Annotated in this window: 25 protein-coding genes; 18 read left to right on the forward strand and 7 right to left on the reverse strand. The window is 65.5% G+C overall.

Annotation, left to right across the window (positions count from 1 at the left end):
- The 12 genes from R2601_RS27410 to R2601_RS17555 all read left to right on the forward strand — a co-directional run.
- A partial coding sequence (locus R2601_RS27410) for a DUF2270 domain-containing protein (protein WP_007800725.1) occupies positions 1-384 on the forward strand: 384 nt, incomplete at its 5' end.
- A 157-nt stretch (positions 385-541) separates the two neighbouring features.
- Positions 542-1177, forward strand: a complete 636-nt coding sequence (locus R2601_RS17505; protein WP_007800727.1) for a DUF2270 domain-containing protein — start codon at positions 542-544, stop codon at positions 1175-1177.
- 137 nt (positions 1178-1314) lie between these two features.
- Positions 1315-1494, forward strand: coding sequence for a hypothetical protein (locus tag R2601_RS17510; protein ID WP_007800730.1), 180 nt, complete (start codon positions 1315-1317; stop codon positions 1492-1494).
- Between the two features lie 47 nt (positions 1495-1541).
- Complete coding sequence (gene guaA / locus R2601_RS17515) at positions 1542-3107, forward strand: glutamine-hydrolyzing GMP synthase (protein WP_007800732.1); 1566 nt, start codon at positions 1542-1544, stop codon at positions 3105-3107.
- A gap of 147 nt (positions 3108-3254) precedes the next feature.
- Complete coding sequence (locus tag R2601_RS17520) at positions 3255-3527, forward strand: putative quinol monooxygenase (RefSeq protein WP_007800734.1); 273 nt, start codon at positions 3255-3257, stop codon at positions 3525-3527.
- Positions 3524-4378, forward strand: coding sequence for a DMT family transporter (locus R2601_RS17525; protein WP_007800736.1), 855 nt, complete (start codon positions 3524-3526; stop codon positions 4376-4378). Before R2601_RS17520 ends, R2601_RS17525 begins: the two co-directional genes overlap by 4 nt.
- A 130-nt stretch (positions 4379-4508) precedes the next feature.
- On the forward strand, positions 4509-5663 hold the full coding sequence (locus tag R2601_RS17530) for an OmpP1/FadL family transporter (RefSeq protein WP_007800738.1): 1155 nt from the start codon (positions 4509-4511) through the stop codon (positions 5661-5663).
- A 147-nt stretch (positions 5664-5810) separates the two neighbouring features.
- Complete coding sequence (locus tag R2601_RS17535; RefSeq protein ID WP_007800740.1) at positions 5811-6668, forward strand: hypothetical protein; 858 nt, start codon at positions 5811-5813, stop codon at positions 6666-6668.
- Between the two features lie 81 nt (positions 6669-6749).
- Complete coding sequence (locus tag R2601_RS17540) at positions 6750-7703, forward strand: homoserine O-succinyltransferase (protein ID WP_007800742.1); 954 nt, start codon at positions 6750-6752, stop codon at positions 7701-7703.
- Between the two features lies 1 nt (position 7704).
- A complete protein-coding gene (locus R2601_RS17545) occupies positions 7705-8655 on the forward strand; it encodes an alpha/beta fold hydrolase (RefSeq protein WP_007800744.1) in 951 nt (316 codons plus the stop codon).
- Between the two features lie 51 nt (positions 8656-8706).
- Complete coding sequence (gene ppk2, locus R2601_RS17550; RefSeq protein WP_007800746.1) at positions 8707-9576, forward strand: polyphosphate kinase 2; 870 nt, start codon at positions 8707-8709, stop codon at positions 9574-9576.
- Positions 9576-10190 (forward strand): TetR/AcrR family transcriptional regulator, encoded by a 615-nt coding sequence (locus R2601_RS17555; RefSeq protein ID WP_007800748.1) that lies wholly within the window; start codon positions 9576-9578, stop codon positions 10188-10190. Before ppk2 ends, R2601_RS17555 begins: the two co-directional genes overlap by 1 nt.
- A gap of 3 nt (positions 10191-10193) precedes the next feature.
- Here R2601_RS17555 and R2601_RS17560 read toward each other — a convergent pair whose 3' ends face one another.
- Positions 10194-11306: a glycosyltransferase family 4 protein gene (locus R2601_RS17560; protein ID WP_007800750.1), complete on the reverse strand. Its 1113-nt coding sequence runs from the start codon at positions 11304-11306 to the stop codon at positions 10194-10196.
- A 117-nt stretch (positions 11307-11423) separates the two neighbouring features.
- On the opposite strand from R2601_RS17560, the gene R2601_RS25580 reads away from it, so the two are divergent.
- Complete coding sequence (locus tag R2601_RS25580; RefSeq protein WP_007800752.1) at positions 11424-12446, forward strand: glycosyltransferase family 2 protein; 1023 nt, start codon at positions 11424-11426, stop codon at positions 12444-12446.
- Here the strand turns inward: R2601_RS25580 and R2601_RS17570 are convergent, their stop codons facing one another.
- From R2601_RS17570 to R2601_RS17585, 4 genes are all read right to left on the reverse strand, one after another.
- The gene (locus tag R2601_RS17570; RefSeq protein ID WP_007800755.1) at positions 12447-13238 is read right to left on the reverse strand and encodes a putative nucleotide-diphospho-sugar transferase; all 792 of its coding nucleotides are present in this window, start codon (positions 13236-13238) and stop codon (positions 12447-12449) included.
- Positions 13239-13311: 73 nt separating this feature from the next.
- On the reverse strand, positions 13312-13800 hold the full coding sequence (gene rpsI, locus R2601_RS17575) for a 30S ribosomal protein S9 (RefSeq protein WP_007800757.1): 489 nt from the start codon (positions 13798-13800) through the stop codon (positions 13312-13314).
- A 2-nt stretch (positions 13801-13802) separates the two neighbouring features.
- Positions 13803-14261 (reverse strand): 50S ribosomal protein L13, encoded by a 459-nt coding sequence (rplM, locus tag R2601_RS17580; protein ID WP_007800759.1) that lies wholly within the window; start codon positions 14259-14261, stop codon positions 13803-13805.
- A gap of 171 nt (positions 14262-14432) precedes the next feature.
- A complete protein-coding gene (locus tag R2601_RS17585; protein ID WP_007800761.1) occupies positions 14433-15857 on the reverse strand; it encodes an aminotransferase-like domain-containing protein in 1425 nt (474 codons plus the stop codon).
- A gap of 70 nt (positions 15858-15927) precedes the next feature.
- Between R2601_RS17585 and R2601_RS17590 the strand changes: the two genes are divergently transcribed.
- Positions 15928-16155: a DUF1127 domain-containing protein gene (locus R2601_RS17590; protein WP_007800763.1), complete on the forward strand. Its 228-nt coding sequence runs from the start codon at positions 15928-15930 to the stop codon at positions 16153-16155.
- 138 nt (positions 16156-16293) lie between these two features.
- Here R2601_RS17590 and R2601_RS17595 read toward each other — a convergent pair whose 3' ends face one another.
- Positions 16294-16722, reverse strand: coding sequence for a PaaI family thioesterase (locus R2601_RS17595; RefSeq protein ID WP_007800765.1), 429 nt, complete (start codon positions 16720-16722; stop codon positions 16294-16296).
- Here R2601_RS17595 and R2601_RS17600 point away from each other — a divergent pair.
- The 3 genes from R2601_RS17600 (at position 16721) to R2601_RS17610 (ending at position 18302) form a co-directional block, all read left to right on the forward strand.
- Entirely contained in the window at positions 16721-17566 is an 846-nt protein-coding gene (locus R2601_RS17600) for an enoyl-CoA hydratase (protein ID WP_302621475.1), read from the forward strand. The genes R2601_RS17595 and R2601_RS17600 overlap by 2 nt on opposite strands.
- An 87-nt stretch (positions 17567-17653) precedes the next feature.
- Positions 17654-17854: a YgaP family membrane protein gene (locus R2601_RS17605; protein ID WP_007800769.1), complete on the forward strand. Its 201-nt coding sequence runs from the start codon at positions 17654-17656 to the stop codon at positions 17852-17854.
- A gap of 97 nt (positions 17855-17951) precedes the next feature.
- A complete protein-coding gene (locus R2601_RS17610) occupies positions 17952-18302 on the forward strand; it encodes a hypothetical protein (RefSeq protein WP_007800771.1) in 351 nt (116 codons plus the stop codon).
- A 131-nt stretch (positions 18303-18433) separates the two neighbouring features.
- On the opposite strand, the gene uvrA is transcribed toward R2601_RS17610, so the two are convergent.
- Positions 18434-21310 carry an excinuclease ABC subunit UvrA gene (gene uvrA / locus R2601_RS17615; RefSeq protein WP_007800773.1) on the reverse strand — a complete coding sequence of 959 codons (2877 nt, stop codon included), beginning with the start codon at positions 21308-21310 and terminating at the stop codon, positions 18434-18436.
- Between the two features lie 152 nt (positions 21311-21462).
- Here uvrA and R2601_RS17620 point away from each other — a divergent pair, with 152 nt between their 5' ends.
- A complete protein-coding gene (locus R2601_RS17620; protein WP_007800775.1) occupies positions 21463-21825 on the forward strand; it encodes a rhodanese-like domain-containing protein in 363 nt (120 codons plus the stop codon).
- The last annotated feature ends 147 nt before the right edge of the window (positions 21826-21972 follow it).

Raw genomic sequence — 21972 nt, forward strand, 5'->3', positions numbered from 1 at the left:
GACTTCTACGCGCCGATGCTCAATCCAGCGCAGACGCGCAGCCGCCATTGCTGGCGGCAGATGATGGCGCAGGACTACATGCACCCGGTGTTCCACATCTCCTACCTGCACGCACTGGGGCGCCGCACCCGGCGCAGCTATCTCTGGATCATGCTGATCCAGCTGATCGCCTTTCTGGGCAAAATCGCCGTCCACCCCACGCCGGTCTCCTCGTTTGACGAGGCGCTGCACCGGGCCGATGTCGGGGGCATCCCGGGGGAAGCGATCTTCGCCGGAGGCGCGCTCTACATGACGAGCTTTTGCGCCCTGGCGATATACAGCGCGCTCGAAGACCGGCGAAGTCTTCGCAAGCACAACCTGGCATTGCCGGATGCGGTCTACTGACCTCGGGTCCCGAGAGGGGGTTTGACCAGCCGGATCACGAGTGCAAAACTCCTCCTCAGGGAGCGGCGCCCAAGCGCCGAGCGGAGCGGAGGACCAACCTATCGACAGCAAGGCCAGCGGCGCGCCCACGCCGCGAAAGGATCTCGACGCCGCCGAGATGGGGGCCATCGCCCACCTCTATCGCGGTGAAGTCTATCGCAGCACCATCTGGCGCACCCGCCTCGACACGACGACGAACTGGGCGGTGGTCACCCTCGGCGTTGCCCTGTCGATCTCGTTTGCATCGCCCGAGGCCTCGCCGATCCCGCTCGTGCTGGTCGGCATCCTGATCGTGTTCTTCCTGTTCCTCGAAGCGCGCCGCTACCGCTACTTCAACGTCTGGCGCGCCCGGGCGCGCTGGATGGAGACACATTTCTACGCCCCGATGCTGGCCGAGGGCGACCTTCACCTCGAGGAGGACTGGCAGCGCGTTCTGGCCAACGACTACCTGAGGCCGCGCTACCACGTCCCGCTGATGGTCGCGATGGGCCGCCGCATCCGTCGCAACTATTTCTGGATCCTGCTGATCCAGACGCTTGCCTTTGCCGGCAAGATCGCCGTGCATCCGACCCCGGCTGCCTCCGTCGACGAGGCGATCCGCCGCGCCGATATCGGCCCGCTGCCCGGTGAGCTGATCGCCGCCATGGGCGCGCTCTACGTGCTGGCGTTCGGCGCCATCGCGCTCTGGAGCAAGCGCGACGACCTCGCGCGATCGCGTCGTCGCGGTCGGGCGAAATCCGACTCCATGGGTTAACTCTGTGGGTTAACCCTGCGGTTAACTTTTTCTTCCCAGAATCGGTAAAACTGCCTAGAAGCTGCGCCAGATCAAGGTGAGTGTCACAAAATTTTTGCAATCTTGAGTCGCATCACCCCTTTCCGAGGATCTCAAAAATGGAAGCTTCTACGCAGAACGACCCGCAGCCGGCCCCCCTGTTCGACTTCGTCATGGAAGCGTCGATCGGTTCAGCCATCGCAGCCTTCGTTCTGACCCAGTCGCTTCCAATCACCGTGGCGGCGCTCTGCGTCGTCTGGCTCGCGGGCATGGTGCTGGTGGATCCGTTCCACGACTGAGCCAGTGGCCTCTTGCGCAATGCGCAAAGCGCTTCTAAAGCGTGGCCATGACCCAGCATGACCGCCTCCTCATCATCGATTTCGGCTCGCAGGTGACGCAGCTGATCGCGCGCCGCCTGCGCGAGCTGAACGTCTATTGCGAAATCCATCCCTATCAGAACGTCTCCGACGCCTTCCTGAAGGAGTTCGCCCCGAAGGCGATCATCTTCTCCGGCGGCCCGGACAGCGTCACCCGCGAAGGCTCGCCGCGGCCGCCCAAGGCGGCCTACGAGCTCGGCGTGCCGATCCTCGGGATCTGCTACGGCCAGCAGGTGATGATGCAGGACCTCGGTGGTCGCATCGAGGCGGGGGAAAGCCACACCGCCGAGTTCGGCCGCGCCTACGTGACGCCGACCGAGCACAGCACCGAGTTCTTCAACGGCTGGTTCCTCGACGCCACCGGGCGCGAGCAGGTCTGGATGAGCCACGGCGACCACGTGGCCGAGATCGCCCCCGGCTTTGACGTCTACGGCACCTCGCCCGGCGCGCCCTTCGCGATGATCGCCGATCTCGAGCGCCGCTTCTACGCGGTTCAGTTCCACCCCGAGGTGCATCACACCCCGAACGGCGCGACGCTCTACGAGAACTTCGTCAAGATCGCGGGCTTCACCGGCGACTGGACGATGACCGCCTACCGCGAAGAAATGATCGCCAAGATCCGCGAGCAGGTCGGCGACAAGCAGGTGATCTGCGCGCTGTCTGGCGGCGTCGACAGCTCGGTCACCGGCATCCTGCTGCACGAGGCCATCGGCGACCAGCTGACCTGCGTCTTCGTCGATCACGGTCTGCTGCGCCTCAACGAGGCCGAGCAGGTGGTGTCGATGTTCCGCGACAACTACAACCTCAACCTCATCCATGCCGATGAGTCCGAGCTCTTCCTTGGCGCGCTCGAGGGCGTCTCGGACCCCGAGACCAAGCGCAAAACCATCGGCAAGCTGTTCATCGACGTGTTCCAGAAATACGCCGACCAGATCGAGGGCGCCGAGTTCCTCGCGCAGGGCACCCTCTATCCCGACGTGATCGAGAGCGTTTCGTTCTCCGGCGGCCCCTCGGTCACCATCAAGTCGCACCACAACGTGGGCGGCCTGCCCGAGAAGATGGGCCTCAAGCTGGTCGAACCCCTGCGCGAGCTGTTCAAGGACGAGGTGCGCGCACTGGGGCATGAGCTGGGCCTGCCCGCAAGCTTCATCGGCCGCCACCCGTTCCCCGGGCCGGGCCTCGCGATCCGCTGCCCCGGCGAGATCACCCGCGACAAGCTCGAGATCCTGCGCAAGGCGGACGCGGTCTATATCGACCAGATCCGCAAGCACGGGCTTTATGACGAGATCTGGCAGGCCTTCGCAGCCATCCTGCCGATGCGCACCGTGGGCGTGATGGGCGACGGGCGCACCTATGACTACGCTCTGGCGCTGCGCGCGGTGACCAGCGTCGACGGCATGACGGCGGATTACTACCCGTTCACCCACGAATTCCTCGGCGAGACCTCGACCCGGATCATCAACGAGGTGAAGGGCATCAACCGGGTGTTCTACGACTGCACCTCGAAGCCGCCGGGCACCATCGAACTCGAGTGATCGCACGCCGCGCGTGACCGATTGCACACGAACGATAATCGCAAGCCCCGCATTGTCCGATGCGGGGCTTGTGTCTTTCCGGGGCGCGGGCCAATGTCGCGCCGCCCGCGGGCGGTCGAAAAGGCCGGCCCCGGCCGAGGAGACCCCATGCCCGAGATCCGCCTGACCGGCACCATGACCTGCCCGCCGGAGCGCGCCCGCGACATTCGCGCCGCGCTGCCCGAGCACATCCGCCTGACCCGCGCCGAGCCCGGTTGCCTCGCCTTCGAGGTCACCGAGACCGCTTCGGGCGTGTTCTCGGTCGCAGAGCGCTTCATCGACCGGACCGCCTTCGAGGCGCATCAGCTCCGCACGCGGGCGAGCGAGTGGGCCCGCGTCACTGAGGGCTGCCCGCGCGACTACGAGGTGACCGAGGCATGAGCCAGACCCTGCAGGCCGTTCTGTGGATGACCGGTGCGGTCGTCTCCTTCACCTCGATGGCGGTGGCGGGTCGTGCCGTCAGCCTCGATCTCGACACGTTCGAGATCATGCTCTACCGCTCGATCATCGGCGCCATCATCGTCACCTCGGTGCTCATGGCCACGGGCAAGCTCTCGCAGATCAACCGCGACCGTTTCGGCCTGCACGTGGCGCGCAACATCAGCCACTTCGCCGGCCAGAACTGCTGGTTCTTCGCCGTGGCCACGATCCCGCTGGCACAGGTTTTCGCGCTCGAGTTCACCTCGCCGCTCTGGGTCATCCTGCTGTCGCCACTGGTCTTGGGCGAGCGCATCACGCCAAGCCGCGCCATCGCCGCAGGCATTGGCTTTGTCGGCATCCTTGTGGTCGCACGGCCGACGCCCGAGACCCTCAGCCCCGGTCTAATCGCGGCGCTGCTGGCCGGCGTCGGCTTTGCCGGCTCGGCGGTGTTCACCCGCAGACTGACCCGCACTGCGTCGACCGCCTGCATCCTGTTCTGGCTGACCGTCATGCAGGCCGTCTTCGGGCTCGTCTGCGCCGGCATCGACGGCGACATCGCCCTGCCCGCCGCCTCGACCTGGCCCTGGGTGGTGCTGATCGCCATCGCCGGGCTCGTGGCGCATTTCTGTCTCACAACGGCACTGGGCCTCGCTCCGGCCCCGGTGGTCATGCCGATCGATTTCGCCCGCCTGCCGCTGGTCGCCGTGGTGGGGATGCTGGTCTATGCCGAAGCGCTGGATCCCTTCGTCTTCCTTGGCGCCGCGATCATCTTTGGCGCCAACTATTTCAATATCTTGCGTGAAACCCGTTAGACCGCCCGCCCCCTCGTCAAAGTGACGTTACGGCGCGGCGCGTCAACTTACGCTGGGTCATTGATTGACCCTTCAACCACCTCGTCGTTAGCGTCGAAGGTGGAGGAGATACCTTAGGGAGAGGGAACTCATGAAATTTTTGCTGACCGGCGCTTCGGCGCTGGCCCTGTCTGCGACCGCGCTTCACGCGGGCGGCATTGAGCGGACACAACAATCGGCGATGATCCTGTACGAGACCGGCAATGTGCTGGAATTCTCGCTGGGCTACGCCAACCCGTCGCTTTCGGGCAAGAACATCTCGCCGCCGTTCCCGGCGCAGGACATTGACGACGTGGGCGATGGCTTCTGGCTGCCGTCCTTCAGCATCAAGTACGATGTCAACGACCGGCTGGCCCTTGCGCTGATCTACGATCGCCCCTTCGGCGCCGACATTGCCTATGAGAGCGGCAACATCCCCCTCGGGGGCACCACCGCAGAGGCGAACACCAACACCCTGACCGCGCTTGCCAAATACCAGTTCAACCAGAATTGGAGCGCGTTCGGCGGCCTGCGGTTCCAGCAGGCACAGGGCGACATCCACCTTCAGGGGGCCGCCTACGGCGCGGTGAGTGGCTACGAGGTCAATCTCGACAAGACCAATGGCATCGGCTACGTGCTCGGCGCCGCTTACGAGGTGCCCGAGATCGCGCTGCGCGTGGCGCTGACCTACAACTCGTCGATCACCCACGACATGGACACCACCGAGTCCGGGCCGCTGGTCGATCCCGACGGCCCCGGCCCGATCCCGGCCCTGCCGCTGCTCAACGCCAGCGGCGAAACCGAGGTGAAGACCCCGGAAAGCTGGAACCTCGAGTTCCAGACCGGCATCGCCAAGGACACGCTGCTCTTCGGCGGCGTCCGCTACGTGAAGCACTCTCAATTCCGCGTCGATCCCGACAGCTTCGAAACCGTGGTCGGCAACGGCCTGATCGATCTCGAGGACAGCACCGCGTACACGCTGGGCGTCGGCCGCCGCTTCAACGAGAAGTTCTCGGCGGCGATCAGCGCCACGTACGAAGCCTCCGGCGACGAGCTTGTCTCGCCGCTCGCGCCCAAGACCGGCTACACCCAGCTTCGGCTCGCGGGCTCCTACAACGTGACCGAGGACGTCACTGTCTCTGGCGGTGTCAGCTATTTCTGGCTTGGCGACGCGAAGCCCGAGACCGGCACGCCCGACGTCGCCCGTGCCGACTTCGAGGACAACTCCGCCTGGGGCGTCGGTCTCAAGGTCGCCTACCGCTTCTGACGGCACCACAATCAAGCAGCAAGATGGCCCGCCCGGGCGCCGAAAGGCGCTCGGGCGGTCTGCATTCAGTCCCATGGAACAGCGGCATTTGACGCCATGCGCGGGCCTCAGTACCTGTGGTCCGAACGACTCGAAGGATGCCCGCCCATGTACTACCCGACCGCGAACGACTGGCGCGCCGCGCCGCACAAGCGCGTGGTGCTGTTCGCCATGTCGGGGCTTGGCAAGACCCATGTCTCGTCGATGCTGCGCCAGACCGGGCACTGGTTCCACTACTCGATCGATTACCGCATCGGCACCCGCTACATGGGCGAATACATCGCCGACAACGCCAAGCGCGAGGCGATGAAGGTGCCATTCCTGCGCGAACTGTTGATGTCGGATTCGATCTACATCGGGTCGAACATCACCTTCGACAACCTGACTCCGGTCTCGACCTATCTCGGCAAGCCAGGCGACACCGCCAAGGGTGGCCTGCCGATGGAGGCATACCAACTTCGGCAGGACCAGTTCCGCCGGGCCGAGGAGCAGGCGCTGCTCGACACGGGCTACTTCATCGACCGCGCCGAAGAGCTCTACGGCTACCCGCATTTCGTTTGCGATACCGGCGGCTCGATCTGCGAATGGGTGGATGCCGAAGACCCCAGGGATCCGATCCTGTCGGAGCTCTCGAGCCACGCGCTGATGGTCTGGATCCGCGGCACCGAGGCCCATACCGAGGAACTCATCCAACGCTTCGACCGCGCGCCGAAGCCGATGGCCTACCAGTCCGAATTCCTCGCCGCCGCCTGGCGCGCCTATCTCGACGAGACCGGGCTTTCCGAAACCTCCGTCGATCCCGACGCCTTCATCCGCTGGACCTACGCCCGCGCGCTCGCCCACCGCCAGCCGCGCTACGAGGCGATGGCGAAGAACTGGGGCGTCACCGTCGAGGCCGCCGACATGGCCACGGTCCGCGACGAGGCGGATTTCGCGCAGGTCATCGCCGCCGCCCTCCCCGGCTGAGCCCCGCCCGCCCCTTCAAAGCGGTGCTTGGAAAACCCGGCGCGCCGCCCTACCTGTCCCATCCGAGAAGAAGTGATCCCGATGCCCATCAAACTGCCCTCCGACCTGCCCGCCTATGACGTCCTCACCAACGAGGGCGTCATGGTCATGGACGAGGACAGCGCCGGGCGTCAGGACATCCGACCGCTGCGCATCGCGCTGCTCAACCTGATGCCGAAGAAGATCCAGACCGAGAACCAGTTCGCCCGCCTGATCGGCGCGACGCCGCTGCAGATCGAGTTCTCGCTGATCCGGATGTCCGAGCACCAGACCAAGAACACCGCCGCCGATCACATGGAGAACTTCTACCGCCCCTTCGCCGAGGTCGAGGCGACGGGCGAGAAGTTCGATGGTCTGGTGATCACCGGCGCACCGATCGAGCATCTGCCGTTCGCGGAAGTCACCTACTGGGACGAACTGACCCGCGTGTTCGACTGGACCCAGACCCATGTGCATTCCACGTTCGGCGTGTGCTGGGGCGGCATGGCGATGATCAACTATTTCCACGGCGTGCCCAAGCACATCCTCGATGCCAAGGCCTTTGGCTGCGTGCGGCACCAGAACCTCGCGCCCGCGTCGCCCTATCTGCGCGGCTTCTCGGACGACATGGTGATGCCGGTGTCACGCTGGACCGAGATGCGCCGCGACGAGGTCGAGGCGGCGGGGCTGCGCGTGCTGATCGACAGCCCCGAGACCGGCCCGGCGCTGGTCGAGGATCCGGGCCACCGGGCGCTCTATATCTTCAACCATCTCGAATATGACAGCGGCACGCTGAAGGAAGAGTACGACCGCGACGTCGAGGCCGGAAAGCCGATCAACGTGCCCGCCAACTACTATCCCGACGACGATCCGACAAAGACGCCCCAGAACCGCTGGCGCAGCCACGCCCACCTGCTCTACGGCAACTGGATCAACGAGATCTATCAGACCACCGCATTCGACATGCGCCGCATCGGGCTGGAAAGCACCGACTGGCGCGGACGTAAAGGACCCTGAGATGAAACGACGCGCGCTGCTCTCCCTCCTGTTCCTTGGCGTCGCGGCCTGCACCGCCGGGAACCGGGCCTCCGACAGCAGCAGCGCGGCGGCGCTCGAGGCCTATCCGCCCGAGGGCCGGTTTCTCGAGGTCTCGGGAGAGCGGGTGCATTACGTCGAGAAAGGCAGCGGCCCGCCGCTTGTGCTGATCCACGGTGCCAGCGGCAACCTGCGCGACTGGACCTACCGGGCGGTTGACCAGCTGTCGCGGCGCTACCGCGTCATCGCCTTCGACCGGCCCGGCATGGGATACACGCCGCGCATCGACAGCAACGGCGCCTCGATTCAGCAACAGGCCGCACTGCTCAGCGCTGCGAGCCGCCAGCTCGGGGCCGAGCGCCCGATCGTGCTTGGCCACAGCTACGGCGGCGCGGTGGCGCTGGCCTGGGGGGTGGAGCATCCCGAGCGCGCCTCGGGGCTGGTGCTGGTCTCGGCCGCCTCGCAGACCTGGGACACCGGCGTGCCGTTCTTCTACCGCCTGACCTCCGGGCCGCTGGCCGGCATCGCCAACCCGGCGATCTCGGCGCTGGCCGGAGAGGACCGGGTGCTCGACGCCATCGCCGGCGTCTTCGCGCCGCAGCCGGTGCCGCCGGGCTATGCCGAGCATATCGGCGCCCAGCTGTCGCTGCGCCCCGCGAGCCTGCGCGAAAACGCCCTGCAGCGCGCCTCGCTGAAATCCGAGATCGCGCGGATGCTGCCGCGCTACGGCCAGCTCGATTTGCCGGTCGAGATCCTGCACGGCGATGCCGACACCACCGTCGGCCTGCAGATCCACTCGGTGCCCACGTCGCGGCAGATCCCAGGCGCCAATCTCGTGGTTCTGCCGGGCATCGGCCACGCGGCGCAACACGCCGCCGCGCCGCAAATGTATGCCGCCATCGACCGCGTCGCCGCCCGTGCGGGTTTGCGTTAAGGCGATTTACATTCCATATTGCCCCGCACGGCAACCAGCAGGACACCCGCCTTGACCACTCCCTTCGACGGCGCCATCAGCAGCTACTTCAACGACGATGCCCCCGACGCCATCCGCAAGGCGCTCAAGCGCGCCGACAAGGATGAGATCCTGTCGAGTTCCTACCCCTATTCCGAGGAAATGAAGGGCAAGGCCTACCAGCGCGAGATGGACGCGCTGCAGATCGAGCTGGTGAAGATGCAGAGCTGGGCCAAGGCCACCGGCCAGCGCATCGCCTGCGTCTTCGAGGGCCGCGACGCCGCCGGAAAGGGCGGCACGATCAAGCGCTTCCGCGAGAACCTCAACCCGCGCGGCGCCCGCGTGGTGGCGCTCTCCAAGCCCTCGGACACCGAGGCGACGCAATGGTATTTCCAGCGCTATATCGAGCACCTTCCAGCCGGCGGCGAAATCGTGTTCTTCGACCGCTCCTGGTACAATCGCGGCGTGGTCGAGAAGGTCTTCGGCTTTTGCACCGAAGCCGAGCGCGAGCATTTCTTTGCCCAGGTTCCGGATTTCGAGTCGATGCTGGTCGAGGAAGGCATTCTGGTGTTCAAGTTCTGGCTCAATGTCGGCCGCGCCGAGCAGCTGCGCCGCTTCCTCAAGCGCGAGGAAGACCCTCTCAAGCAATGGAAGCTGAGCTGGATCGATGTCGAGGGGCTCAAGCGCTGGGATGAGTACAGCGCCGCGATCCAGGAGACGCTGTCGCGCAGCCACAGCGCCGCCGCGCCCTGGACGGTGATCCGCTCCGACGACAAGAAGCGCGCCCGGCTCGCGGCGATCCGGCACGTGCTGAGCCATCTCGACTATGCCCGGAAAGATGCCCGCGCCGTCGGCGCCCCCGATCCGAAGATCGCCGGCGGGCCGGAGATCTGGGACGCCTGATGCCTAAGCGCGGCTATCATCACGGCAACCTGCGTCAGGCCCTCGTCGACGCGGCGCTCGAGCTGATCGAGGAAAAGGGTCCGACCGGCTTCACGCTGTCGGAGGCGGCCAAGCGTGCCGGGGTGACGCCGGCGGCGGTCTACCGGCATTTCGACGGCCGCGAGGACCTGATCGCCGAGGCCGCCCGCCAGGGCTACGAGATCTTTGCCGACCTGATGGCCTATGCCTATGACGATGGCCGTCCCTCGGCGCTGGCCGCCTTCGAGGCCACAGGCCGCGCCTATCTCGCCTTCGCGCGCAAGCATCCCGGGCACTACATCGCGATGTTCGAAAGCGGCATCTCGGTCAACCACTCGCCCGAGCTCGCCGCCCTCTCGGCCCGCGCCCGCGGCATCCCCGAGCGCGCCGCCGCCGAACTGTCGCAGCACATCCCGCCCGAGAAGCGCCCGCCGCCCTCGATGGTCTCGGCCCATGTCTGGGCGTTCTCGCATGGGGTTGTCGAGCTCTTCGCGCGCAACTCTCCGGGCACCCAGTCGCCCTTCCCGCCCGAGGCGCTGCTCGAGAGCGGCATCGGCATCTACCTGCGCGGGCTCGGACTGATCCCGCCAGATTGAGGGTCAGGTGATCTCGTCGTAAATCGCCTCGATGGCGGACACATGGGCGCCAAGCGAGAACAGCCTCTCGCAGCGCGTCTGGGCGGCGGCGCAGCGCGCGGCGGAACTCTCGGGATCGGACAGCACCTCCAGCACCGCCTGCGCGAACCCCTCGACATCGTCGGGCGCCACAAGGTGGCCCGTCACGCCGTCCTCGACGATCTCGGTGTTGCCACCCTCGCGGGTGGCGATCAGCGGCACACCAGCAAGCCCTGCCTCGATCAGTGTGCGCCCCAGAGCTTCGTTCCGCGCTGGGGCGACGAGCGCCGAGAAGCCTGCCATCACCGGGCCGAAGGGCGATTGAGGCCCGACCAACCGCACGGCATCGCCAAGCCCGAGCTTCGCGATGCGCGCTTCGACGCGTTCCAGAAACGGCTGGTGCAATGCCCCGTACATCGGAAAGACCAGCGGCCCCGAATGGGCCGCTCGAACCCGCGCGGCGATCTCGACGAACAGCTCAGGGCGCTTGCGATCCGAGAAATTTGCGACATAGCCGACCACCGCCGTTCCCGGTGCGACGCCGAGCGCGGCACACAGCGCGGCACGCGCCTCTTCGCTCGCGGGCTGCTGCGGCAGGAAAGGGTTGTAGATCATCCTGGCATGACCTTGCAGCGCAACGGGGAGGCTCTGCAGCGTGAAGCGGGACACGGCGATGAAGGCCGCGGCACCCAGACCCCAGCGCGCCATATGCTTGCCGGAGGCAGGCGTCCGCTGATGCCAGACATGGGCGGGACCGTCCGCAGCGCTCCAGATCAGGTGATTGCGCATGTCGTGGGTGTGGACGATATCGAAGCGATGCGCGCCGAGCCACTCTGCCAGCCCGCGCCGCGTGCGCCGCCGTGCCAGCGCCGAGCGCCAGGCGGCACGCAGCTTCGGCGCCTCGACGTCCGGCAAGGGCACCCAAGGCTCGTTCTCGGCGGCGAGATGATCGACCAGCGCCCCCGCCCTGCGATGCAGACCCAGCGTCACCTCGTGCCCGGCCTCGCGTAGCGCGCGCGCCAAGAGCAACGACGAGATATGCGACCCGCCGACACTGTCACCGGTATAGGGAAACAAGATGTTCAGGGGGCGCGTCATAAGGTCCTCGGATCAAGCGTCGGTCCTCACTACGATATCGGACACCGTGGTGCTAGGGGTTGCCGCCACCGTGCTGCCCGGTACAACGTCCGGTACCCGACAGTTGAAGGAGTTCCCATGACCGACCAGTTGCCCGCCCCAGACGTTTCGGTCCGGAACAACGACCTGTCAAACGCGCCCGGCCTGCCATTGATCCTCGTTGTGCGCAACGAGCGCCCGTTCCTACCGGATTTCCTGAAACACTACCGCGCGCTCGGGGTGAAGCGCTTCTTCATCCTAGACGATGCCTCAGATGATGGAACGCCCGACTACCTGCTGGACCAACCCGACGTCTGCCTGCTGTCCTCGACCAGCCGCTACGGTGACATTCCGCCCGAAGAGCGACGCCCCGGGATCGTCCGCAACAAGGGCGATCTGCGCATGATCCATGTCTGGCGAACCGAGCTCATGGACCGCTTCTGCATGAATCAGTGGGCGCTGCAATGCGACATCGACGAGTTCCTGCTGCTGCCCGACGGCAAGACCCTGAGTGACGTCATCGCCCGGCTCGAGGCCGAGGGCGCGAACGGGGCATGGGCCGGGATGATCGACCTCTATCCCCGCAACATCGCCGATCTTGCGATCTATCCCGAAAGCGGCTTCACCTGGCCCGCGGCGGAATGGTTCTTCGACGGGGTGCGGCACTTCTCACTGCGTGCGGGCAAGCCTCCACGCCATCGCTACGTTGGAGTGCGCCACCGGCTCGACGTGGCCTACGCCGGCAAGGAGGACATCGGTATGAAGAACCGGTTGAAGCTGCGCCTGCTGGGAGCCCGCAAGGCCCCCTCGGGCACGCTGGTGAAGCCGCTGATCCAGAAATGGCGGTCGGGCCAGGCGTTCTACAGCAGCCACCGCACCACCCTCGCCCTGAGTCATCGCATCCTGCTGCCGCTGCTGCACTACCGCTACACGCCCGCGATGCTGCGCAAGCTGGAATGGGCTCCGCAGGCGGGCGGCTATTCCAAGGGCAACAAGGATTACCTGCGCATAAACGCCATGCTGTCCAAGATGCGCGAGGAGAACGCCAGCTTCCTCGGGCCCCGCTCGGTTCCACTGACTGGCTGGGACAGCCTCGAGAAGACCGGCAATGCCGTGTGGTGATCAGCGCAGGAAAGGCTCGGCCAAACGCCGCAGAAGCGCAAGGAGCGCCCCGTGCAGACGCGGCGCGCGCTGCATCCGTCCTGCGATGCGCTCCCACTTGAGGCGGCTCTTGCCACCACGGCCGAGCGTCTTGAAATGGATGACCTTGCCGCGATAGTGCCGGGTGTCGTTGTAGATCCGGGGCGGCAACTTCACGAGGCGCAGCCCTCCGCGGGCGATGCATGCCCCCAGCGGGTCACCTTTCCAATCCTGCGTCATCTCCGACAGGATCAGCTGGTCGGACTTGTCGCCGCCCTCGCAGCGGCGCTGCCAGTCCGCTAGAAAGGCATCGGCTTCCGGCGTGGCAGCGGCATAGAAGAATCCCGCGTTGAGGTAGCCATTGCGATGATCCTCGAACCGCTTCGCTCTGCGGCGCATGCGCGGCGTCACCGCGATATCGGCGCCGCCGCACTCGCCAGCTTGTAGGCGCGCGGTCAACAGCATGTCCGCATCGAGCGCAAGGCACGGCAGACCGAACCGTCGGATGACCTCACGGATGGCAGCGGGCTTGTGGGTGGTCAGGATATAGCCAGCCTCACTGGTCTCGCGGAAGCTGCCGTCGCTACGCAGGTCGATCAGCTCCGAACGGAGCGCAGCACGCTGCGCCTCGGTCAGGCCGAGATCACCGATCACCGGATAACTGCCTTGGACGCGCAGTAGATTGCGTTCGAAGACTTGCGCCAATTCGAAGAAATTCGAGTCGCAGCAAATGAGAACGACGAACCCCTGCGCCTCGAAACGTTCCCTCTCCATGCCCTGCCCTTTTACAGCAAAAAGGCAGCCGGAGGTGCTCCGGCTGCCCTTGAAATCTGCGAGAAGAAGCTGATCAGCGCTTCGAGAACTGGAAGCTGCGGCGTGCCTTGCGCTTACCGAACTTCTTACGCTCGACGACGCGGCTGTCGCGGGTCAGGAAGCCTGCGGCTTTCAGAGCCGAACGCAGCGACGGATCGTAGAGCTGCAGCGCCTTCGAGATGCCGTGCTTGACCGCGCCGGCCTGACCGGAGAGGCCACCACCCTTGACGGTGGCATAGACGTCGAACTGGTCTTCGACACCGGCAACCGAGAACGGCTGGCGCAGGATCATCTGCAGCACCGGACGGGCGAAGTAGGTGTTCAGCTCCTTGCCGTTCACCGACACCTTGCCGGAACCCGGCTTGAGCCAGACACGGGCGACCGCGTCCTTCCGCTTGCCGGTGGCATAGGAGCGGCCGAACTCGTCACGGACGGGCTCGCGCGGCGCTTCTTCGATTTCCGGGGCTGCGTCCACACCGGCTGCGGCGCCCAGTTCTTCCAGGGAATTGATCTGTTCAGCCATGATTACACCCGGGTGTTCTTCTTGTTCATCGACTTGACGTCGAGCGCTTCGGGCGCTTGCGCCTCGTGCGGATGCTCGGCGCCGGCGTAAATGCGCAGGTTGGTCAGCTGCGCGCGCGACAGGCGGTTGCCCGGCAGCATGCGCTTGACGGCCTGGAACACCACGCGCTCGGGGTGCGCACCCTCGAGGATCTGCGCCTTGGTGCGCGACTTGATGCCGCCCGGGTGGCCGGTGTGCCAGTAGAAGTTCTCTTCACGCTTCTTGCCGGTCATCTGCACCTTGTCGGCGTTGATGACGATGACATTGTCGCCCATATCCATGTGCGGCGTGAAGGTTGCCTTGTGCTTGCCACGAAGGCGCATGGCGACGATCGATGCGAGACGGCCGAGAACGACGCCTTCCGCGTCGATCACGATCCATTTCTTCTCGATGTCTGCCGGAGTTGCAGAGAAGGTTTTCATCGTGTTGCCCTTGAGCTTGTCTTGGAGCTTGTCTTGAGAGGACCCCGTGGAGGGTCCGAATTCCGATTGCCGGGTTATACGCGTCCGAAAATCGCAGTCAAGCGGACAAAACCCAAATTTACCAAGCAAAAACATGTGCTTAAAATTATGGTATAATAATACCCCATAATTTCAGACCAGAATCTGCTCCGGCGGATTGTCGAGCAGCTGGCGCAGCCGCGCCAGCGCCGCCTCGAAATCCGCCATCGCCACTTGGGCGTTCATGCCGATGCGGACCGCGTGCGGCGCAAAGCCGTTGCGCGGCGCGAAATCCTCCGCCGGGCGCACCTGCACCCCCTGCTGCTCGGCGGCGAGACAGAAGGCGGCGGCGCGCCACCCCGCAGGCAGTTGCAGCCAGACGAAGGGCGAGTCCTCGTGCCAGCTCAGGTCGAACCCGCCGAGGGCGTTCACCGTACTGCGCACGTAGACCGCGTTTCGGTTGCGCACCGAGCGCACGATCTCGCGGGTTTCCTCGCGGGTGAGCAGATCCCGCGTCAGATCGGCCAGCGGCCGCGCCAGCCCGAAAAAGCCGTTCTCGGCCACCCGGCGCAGCGCCGTGCGGCTGCGCTGCGGCGCGACGGCAAAGCCGATGCGCAGCGCCGGTGTCAGGGTCTTCGAGATCGAGGACACGTACCAGCCCTGCTCCGGCAGCAGCGCCCGGTAGCTCTCGGCGCGGCTCTCGCCGAGGAAGGTGCTGTCATCCTCGAGAATGTCGAAACCGCAGCTTCGCGCCACCGCGGCGATTTCGCGCCGGCGCTCCTGCGGGGTGATCGTGACCGTCGGATTGTGCAGTTCGGGAGAGGTACAAAGCAGCTGCGCCTCATGCCGTCGCGCCAGATCGGCGAGAGCGGATGGTACAATCCCGTGCTCATCCATCGGGACCGATACAATCTCGGCCCGCATCAGCTCGGCCGCCCGCCGGAAGCCGGGATAGGCCAGCTCCTCGACCAGAACCACCGGGCGCCGCCCACGCAGCACCGCCTGCATCACCAGAGAGATGCCGCTCTGGGCACCATGCGACAGCACCACGTCCTCGTGATGCAGCCCGCCCAGCGGAACCCCGGCCAGCCAGTCGACCACCGCCTGCCGCGCCGGGGCAAAGGAGAGCGCCGAGGGGTAGTCCAGGAGCTCCCGCCCGTCCTGACTGGCAATGCGCTGAAATCCCTCACGGATCAGCGCAAGCTGCCCGAGATCTGGAAGCCGCGCGGTGAACAGGCTGACCATCTCGGCGCCCTCGGGCGTCGCCTCCTGCGGCAGGCTGATATAGAGCGGCGGGCGCGGTTCCGGCGCGCCGCTGACAAAGGTGCCGCGCCCCACTTCGGCGACCAGAAGTCCTTCATCGGTGAGCATGGTGTAGGCCCGCGCCACGGTGCCCGGCGTCATGCCGAGCCGCCAGGCGAGATCGCGCACCGGCGGCAGCTGCGTGCCATTGCCAAGCTGCTTGCCGGCAATGCCCTGCCGGAGCGCGGCAGACAGCGCGCGATATTTCGGCCCACCGGACTGTGCTTCAAACAGCCCGGATATTGTATCGGTCACAATGTTTTTCTCGACGCCCATATTGGCACAATGTATCAAATATTCACGGAAATCAAGGATATTGTATCAATACAACTAACGGAGACATCCCATGACCAACATCGCCCACGCCCCGCTCCTTGCCTATCTCGACGCGCAGCGCCCGCTGCCGCTGCTCTCGGCAATCGCGCTGCGCACCGCGGTGGTGCTGGCCAAATGGTCCGAGCGCCAGCGCACCCGAAAGGCGCTTGCCCAGCTCGACGATCATTTGCTGCGGGATGTCGGCCTGGAACGGCACGTCGCCTACAAGGAGGCACGCCGCATGTTCTGGCAGGGCTGATCCCCGGACCCGCCAGAACCTCTTCCCCTGGGCGCGAGGCATTCCTCGCGCCTTTTTTGTTGCGCGATCCCAGCCCTGTTCGAAGACGCAGCCGCGCCATCAGGCCGCACAGATCGTGCATGCGCCTTACCTCGTGACCTACCCCACGGGTGCGGGCGGGATCGAATAGGTCAGCGAGGCATGCGCCACCGGCTTGTCCGAGCCTTCCGAGAACAGCAGCACGTCGGTGACGCTCAGGGTCCGACCGAGCTTCAGCAGCCGCGCCTCGGCCAGCAGATCCTTGCCTGCCTCGGGCTTGCGCATGAAATCGATCGAGCAGTGGGTCGTCACGGTCAGCGCCTGCCGGCCGATCCGCGCCAGCGTCGCCACATAGGCCGCGACATCGGCGAGCGAGAACATCGACGGTCCCGACACCGTCCCGCCCGGGCGCAGGTGCGCGTCGGAGACATGAAGGCGCATCACCAGGAGATCCTCGTCCAGCCGGTCGATGCCGAACATCCCGTCGACCTGCGGAAACACCTCCGAGAGGTAGCTCTCGACCTCCTCGATCGTCATTGCCAGCGCCATGCTTGTCCTCCCTCTCGCAGCAGGGCTAACCTCAGCGCAAACAGAGGGAGAGGACAAGATGGCTCTGCTGGAACGTCACGACACCGGGGCGGTCGCGCACCTGCGCATGAGCGCGCCCGAACGGCTGAACGCGCTTTCGGACGAGATGCTCGCCGCGCTCAAGGCGCAGATCGACGCGCTGGGGGAGGATCGCACGATCCGCGCGGTGGTGATCTCGGGCGAGGGCAAGGCGTTCTGCGCCGGGCATGATCTCAAGCAAATGCAGCAGGGCCGGCAGACCGAGGATGGCGGCAAGGCCTACTTTGCCGCCCTCTTCGCCCGCTGCACCGAGGTGATGACCGGGCTGCAGCGCCTGCCCCAGCCAGTCATCGCGCAGGTCCACGGCATCGCCACCGCCGCGGGCTGCCAGCTCGTCGCCTCCTGCGATCTCGCGGTGGCGGCCGAGGGCACGCGGTTTGGCGTCAATGGCGTGAATATCGGCCTGTTCTGTTCCACGCCGATGGTGGCCCTGACCCGCAACATCCCCCGCAAGCAGGCCTTCGAAATGCTCTCGACCGGGCGTTTCGTCGAGGCCGAGGAGGCCCGGCAGATGGGGCTGATCAACCGCGTGGTGCCGGGCGCGCAACTGGCAGACGCCACGGCAGAGCTCGCCGAGACCGTCGCCGGCAAGCTCGGCGCGGCGGTGAAGATCGGCAAGGAGGCGTTCTACGCGCAGGCGCAGATGGGGATCGACGAGGCCTATGCCCATGCCGGGCAGGTGATGGTCGAAAACATGCTCTGGCGCGACACCGAGGAAGGCATCGCGGCCTTTCTCGAGAAACGCTCACCGGACTGGACGCAATAGACGGCGCTTGGTGACCATGTCACAGACAGCCGCCGCCGGATGCGCGATCACGGGTCAGGACGCCTCTGTCACGAAAGGACATGACCCATGTTTGCCAAGAATGTCGGTGGACTCGACAAGACCCTGCGCATCGTCGTCGGCGCGCTTCTGGTGCTCGCCTTCTTCCTTACCGATGGTCCCTACAGCCCGCTCTACCTGCTCGGCATCATCCCGCTGGTGACCGGATTGCTCGGGACCTGCCCGATCTATTCGCTGATCGGGGTGAACACCTGCCCGATGAAGAAGTGACGGCGTGCCGGTGAGCGGTCCCCCGCTCACGCTGCGGCGAGGGGGAACGGATCCTGCTGCGAATTGCGTTATATCCTCAAGAAAAAGGAGATACGCCATGTTCCGCACCCTCGTCCTCGCCGCCATGTCCGCCGGCGCCCTGAGCCTGCCCATCGCCGCCAGCGCGGCTCCGAAGGGCTGCCCGCCGGGCCTTGCCAAGAAGCACAATGGCTGCAACCCGCCGGGTCAGGTGAAGGGCTATGGCGACCGGGACCGCGACGATGATCACCGCTATCGTTACCGCGCCGGCGATCGCATAGACGGCGACGTCATCATACTGCGCAATCCGGATCGCTACGGGCTGCCGAACGGCACCTATTACCGCAACGACGACGTGGTCTATCGCGTCGACCCCGAAACCCGGAAGGTGCTGAACGTCATCGGGGCGATCGCCGCCTTGGCCGACTGACACCGCCCTGCCCCAAACCGCAGAAAACCGCACCCACAAAGGCGCGGTTTTCTATTTTCATCCAGCTATTTGCAACCCGATCTTACTGTACCACGCCAAGACAGAAGCCACGCTTCTCACACGCAAAGCACTCACTCGGCGGCCACCGCCCCCTTGCCGGGCTTGAGCATCGGCTTGAGATAGTGCCCCGTGTGCGAGCGCTCGACCTCTGCCACCTGCTCGGGCGTGCCGGTGGCGACGATCTCGCCGCCGCCATCGCCACCCTCGGGGCCGATATCGATGATGTGATCGGCGGTCTTGATGACGTCGAGATTGTGCTCGATCACCACCACCGTATTCCCTGCTTCAACCAGTTCATGCAGCACTTCCAAGAGCTTGCGAACGTCCTCGAAGTGCAGGCCGGTGGTCGGCTCGTCGAGGATGTAGAGCGTGCGCCCGGTCGAGCGCTTCGCCAGCTCCTTCGACAGCTTCACCCGCTGCGCCTCGCCGCCCGAAAGCGTGGTGGCCTGCTGGCCGACCTTGACGTACCCCAGACCCACGCGCATCAGCGCATCCATCTTCTCGCGGATCGAAGGTACCGCGGTGAAGAACTCCTGCGCTTCTTCCACAGTCATATCAAGCACATCGGCGATGCTCTTGCCCTTGAACTTGATCTCAAGCGTCTCGCGATTGTAGCGCTTGCCCTTGCAGGTCTCACACTCGACATAGACGTCCGGCAGGAAGTGCATCTCGATCTTGATGACGCCGTCGCCCTGACACGCCTCGCAACGCCCGCCCTTGACGTTGAACGAGAAGCGCCCCGGCTTGTAGCCGCGCGCCTTGGCCTCGGGGAGCCCGGCGAACCAGTCTCGGATCGGGGTGAAGGCACCGGTATAGGTGGCCGGGTTCGAGCGCGGCGTGCGCCCGATCGGGCGCTGGTCGATGTCGATGACCTTGTCGAGATGCTCGAACCCCTTGATGGTTTCGCAAGGCGCCGGCGTCTCGCGCGCGCCGTTGAGCTTCATCGCGGCGTTCTTGTAGAGCGTCTCGATGGTCAGGGTCGACTTGCCGCCACCGGACACACCGGTGACGCAGACGAACTTGCCCAGCGGGAACTCGGCGGTGACCTCCTTGAGGTTGTTGCCCGTCGCCTTGACCACCTTGAGCTTCTTCTTGTTGCCCTTGCGCCGCGTCTTGGGCACCGCGATCTCGCGCGTGCCGGCAAGGTACTGGCCGGTGAGGCTGCCAGCATCGGCGGCGATCTCCTCGGGCTTGCCGTGGCTCACCACCTGCCCGCCATGCACCCCTGCGCCGGGGCCGATGTCGAAGACGTAATCCGCCTGACGGATCATGTCCTCGTCATGCTCGACCACGATCACCGTGTTGCCCTGATCGCGCAGCGATTTCAGGGTGCCGATCAGCCGGTCATTGTCGCGCTGGTGCAGACCGATGGACGGCTCGTCGAGCACGTAGAGCACCCCCGTCAGCCCGCTGCCGATCTGGCTCGCGAGCCGGATGCGCTGACTCTCACCGCCCGAAAGCGTGCCCGCGGCACGGCTCATGGTCAGGTATTCGAGGCCCACGTTGTTGAGGAAGCCGAGCCGCTCGCGGATCTCCTTGAGGATGGCGCGGGCGATCTCGTTCTTCTGGCCGGTGAGGTTGCCCGGCACCGTCTCGATCCAGGCATAGGCCTCCTTGATCGACATCTCGACCACGTGGCCGATATGCAAAAGGTTGCCCGGGCTGCCGATCTTCACCGCCAGCGCCTCTTCGCGCAGACGGTAGCCGCCGCAAGTGCCGCAAGAGCGGTTGTTCTGGTAGCGCTCGAACTCTTCGCGGATCCAGTTGCTGTCGGTCTCGCGGTAGCGCCGCTCCATGTTGGGGATGACGCCCTCGAACACGCGGGCGACCTGGTAAACCCGGCCGCCCTCGTCATAGCGGAACTGGATTTCCTCGTCGCCCGAGCCGTGCAGGAAGACCTGCTGCACATGCGCCGGAAGGTCCTTCCAGCGCTCGTTCTTGTTGAACTCGTAATGCTTGGCGATCGACTCGATGGTCTGCAGGAAATAGGGCGACTTGCCCTTGCGCCACGGCGCGATGGCCCCGTCCGAGATCTTGAGCGTCGTGTCCGGCACCACCAGCCGCTCGTCGAAGAACAGCTCTACCCCGAGCCCGTCGCATTCCGGGCAGGCGCCGAACGGGGCATTGAACGAGAACAGCCGCGGCTCGATCTCGGGGATGGTGAAGCCGCTCACCGGACAGGCGAAGTTCTCCGAGAAGGTGATGCGCTCGGGCTCGCCCTCCTTCGGCGCGGTTTCGAGGATGGCGATGCCGGAAGCCAGATCCAGCGCGGTGCGGAAACTGTCGGCCAGCCGGGTCTCGAGCCCCTCGCGCACCACGATGCGGTCGACGACCACGTCGATGTCATGGCGGAACTTCTTGTCCAGCGTCGGCGGCTCGTCGAGCTCGTAGAACTGGCCGTCGACCTTGACGCGCTGGAAGCCCTGCTTGCGCAGCTCGAGGAATTCCTTGCGATACTCACCCTTGCGGTCGCGGATGATCGGCGCCAGCAGGTAGCCGCGCGTGCCCTCCTCCATCGCCATCACGCGGTCGACCATGTCCTGCACCTGCTGCGCCTCGATGGGCATGCCGGTGGCGGGCGAATAGGGCGTGCCGACGCGGGCGAAGAGCAGGCGAAGATAGTCGTAGATCTCGGTCACCGTGCCGACGGTGGAGCGCGGGTTCTTCGACGTGGTCTTCTGCTCGATGGAGATCGCCGGGCTCAGCCCCGCGATATGGTCGACATCGGGCTTTTCCATCATGTCGAGGAACTGCCGCGCATAGGCCGAGAGGCTCTCGACATAGCGGCGCTGCCCTTCGGCATAGATGGTGTCGAAGGCAAGCGAGGACTTGCCCGAGCCCGACAGGCCGGTGATCACCACCAGCTCGTCGCGGGGAATGTCGACATCGATGGATTTCAGATTGTGTTCGCGCGCGCCGCGAACCTCGATCTGCTTCAGCTCTGGCATGAGACCTCCGGGACGGGATTGCCCGTTACATAGGCGAAAGCGCCGGCTTGGCCAATCCCAAAGCGAGAACATTTCAGGAACGTTACCGCGCAACCTTTACATTCACATAAATGAATGAATATAGCATGGGCAACCAAAGCAGGAGATCCGCGATGTTCGCCTTCCGCAACGCCTTTCGCAGCCGCGAGATGACCGCCGCCGAGGCGGTGGCGAAGACCGCCACGGGCGAGCTTGTCCTGATCGACATTCGCGATGGGTCCGAGCTCGCGGCGAGCGGCAAGGCCCGCGGCGCACTGCACGTTCCGATGGCTGCCTTCGGGATGCGCTGCGACCCGCGCAGCCCCGAACGCCTGCCGGAACTCGGATCCGGCAAGCCCATCGCGGTCTACTGCGCCAGCGGGGCCCGCTCCGGGATGGCCAAGGGCATGCTGAAACGCTTCGGCTACGAAGACGTGCACAATATCGGGGGCCTGGCCCACTGGCAGCGCGCCGGTGGCCCCGTCGAGCGCGCCTGAGCGTTCCGAAATCGTCCCGTATCCGGGCCCGGCCGCAGGGGCCGGCCTGCCTCCGGCGGGAGTATTTTCGACGAAGAGAAGATGCGGGCGCAGCGCTTCTGTCTTCTTCTGGCTGAAAATATCCCGGGGGAGTCCGCGCGCCCTGCG

This window comes from Salipiger bermudensis HTCC2601, from assembly GCF_000153725.1.
GTDB classification, from domain to species: domain Bacteria; phylum Pseudomonadota; class Alphaproteobacteria; order Rhodobacterales; family Rhodobacteraceae; genus Salipiger; species Salipiger bermudensis.

Bases quoted from the DNA above. Each gene is read 5' to 3' on its own strand.
- guaA (WP_007800732.1), top strand. From the start codon at position 1,542: ATGACCCAGCATGACCGCCTCCTCATCATCGATTTCGGCTCGCAGGTG.
- R2601_RS17555 (WP_007800748.1), top strand. From the start codon at position 9,576: ATGCCTAAGCGCGGCTATCATCACGGCAACCTGCGTCAGGCCCTCGTC.
- R2601_RS25580 (WP_007800752.1), top strand. From the start codon at position 11,424: ATGACCGACCAGTTGCCCGCCCCAGACGTTTCGGTCCGGAACAACGAC.
- rpsI (WP_007800757.1), bottom strand. From the start codon at position 13,800: ATGGCTGAACAGATCAATTCCCTGGAAGAACTGGGCGCCGCAGCCGGT.
- R2601_RS17620 (WP_007800775.1), top strand. From the start codon at position 21,463: ATGTTCGCCTTCCGCAACGCCTTTCGCAGCCGCGAGATGACCGCCGCC.
- rplM (WP_007800759.1), bottom strand. From the start codon at position 14,261: ATGAAAACCTTCTCTGCAACTCCGGCAGACATCGAGAAGAAATGGATC.
- R2601_RS17540 (WP_007800742.1), top strand. From the start codon at position 6,750: ATGCCCATCAAACTGCCCTCCGACCTGCCCGCCTATGACGTCCTCACC.
- R2601_RS17605 (WP_007800769.1), top strand. From the start codon at position 17,654: ATGTTTGCCAAGAATGTCGGTGGACTCGACAAGACCCTGCGCATCGTC.
- R2601_RS17505 (WP_007800727.1), top strand. From the start codon at position 542: ATGGGGGCCATCGCCCACCTCTATCGCGGTGAAGTCTATCGCAGCACC.
- R2601_RS17510 (WP_007800730.1), top strand. From the start codon at position 1,315: ATGGAAGCTTCTACGCAGAACGACCCGCAGCCGGCCCCCCTGTTCGAC.
- R2601_RS17560 (WP_007800750.1), bottom strand. From the start codon at position 11,306: ATGACGCGCCCCCTGAACATCTTGTTTCCCTATACCGGTGACAGTGTC.
- R2601_RS17520 (WP_007800734.1), top strand. From the start codon at position 3,255: ATGCCCGAGATCCGCCTGACCGGCACCATGACCTGCCCGCCGGAGCGC.
- uvrA (WP_007800773.1), bottom strand. From the start codon at position 21,310: ATGCCAGAGCTGAAGCAGATCGAGGTTCGCGGCGCGCGCGAACACAAT.
- R2601_RS17570 (WP_007800755.1), bottom strand. From the start codon at position 13,238: ATGGAGAGGGAACGTTTCGAGGCGCAGGGGTTCGTCGTTCTCATTTGC.
- R2601_RS17610 (WP_007800771.1), top strand. From the start codon at position 17,952: ATGTTCCGCACCCTCGTCCTCGCCGCCATGTCCGCCGGCGCCCTGAGC.
- R2601_RS17590 (WP_007800763.1), top strand. From the start codon at position 15,928: ATGACCAACATCGCCCACGCCCCGCTCCTTGCCTATCTCGACGCGCAG.
- R2601_RS17530 (WP_007800738.1), top strand. From the start codon at position 4,509: ATGAAATTTTTGCTGACCGGCGCTTCGGCGCTGGCCCTGTCTGCGACC.
- R2601_RS17595 (WP_007800765.1), bottom strand. From the start codon at position 16,722: ATGGCGCTGGCAATGACGATCGAGGAGGTCGAGAGCTACCTCTCGGAG.
- R2601_RS17600 (WP_302621475.1), top strand. From the start codon at position 16,721: ATGCTTGTCCTCCCTCTCGCAGCAGGGCTAACCTCAGCGCAAACAGAG.
- R2601_RS17585 (WP_007800761.1), bottom strand. From the start codon at position 15,857: ATGGGCGTCGAGAAAAACATTGTGACCGATACAATATCCGGGCTGTTT.
- R2601_RS17535 (WP_007800740.1), top strand. From the start codon at position 5,811: ATGTACTACCCGACCGCGAACGACTGGCGCGCCGCGCCGCACAAGCGC.
- R2601_RS17525 (WP_007800736.1), top strand. From the start codon at position 3,524: ATGAGCCAGACCCTGCAGGCCGTTCTGTGGATGACCGGTGCGGTCGTC.
- R2601_RS17545 (WP_007800744.1), top strand. From the start codon at position 7,705: ATGAAACGACGCGCGCTGCTCTCCCTCCTGTTCCTTGGCGTCGCGGCC.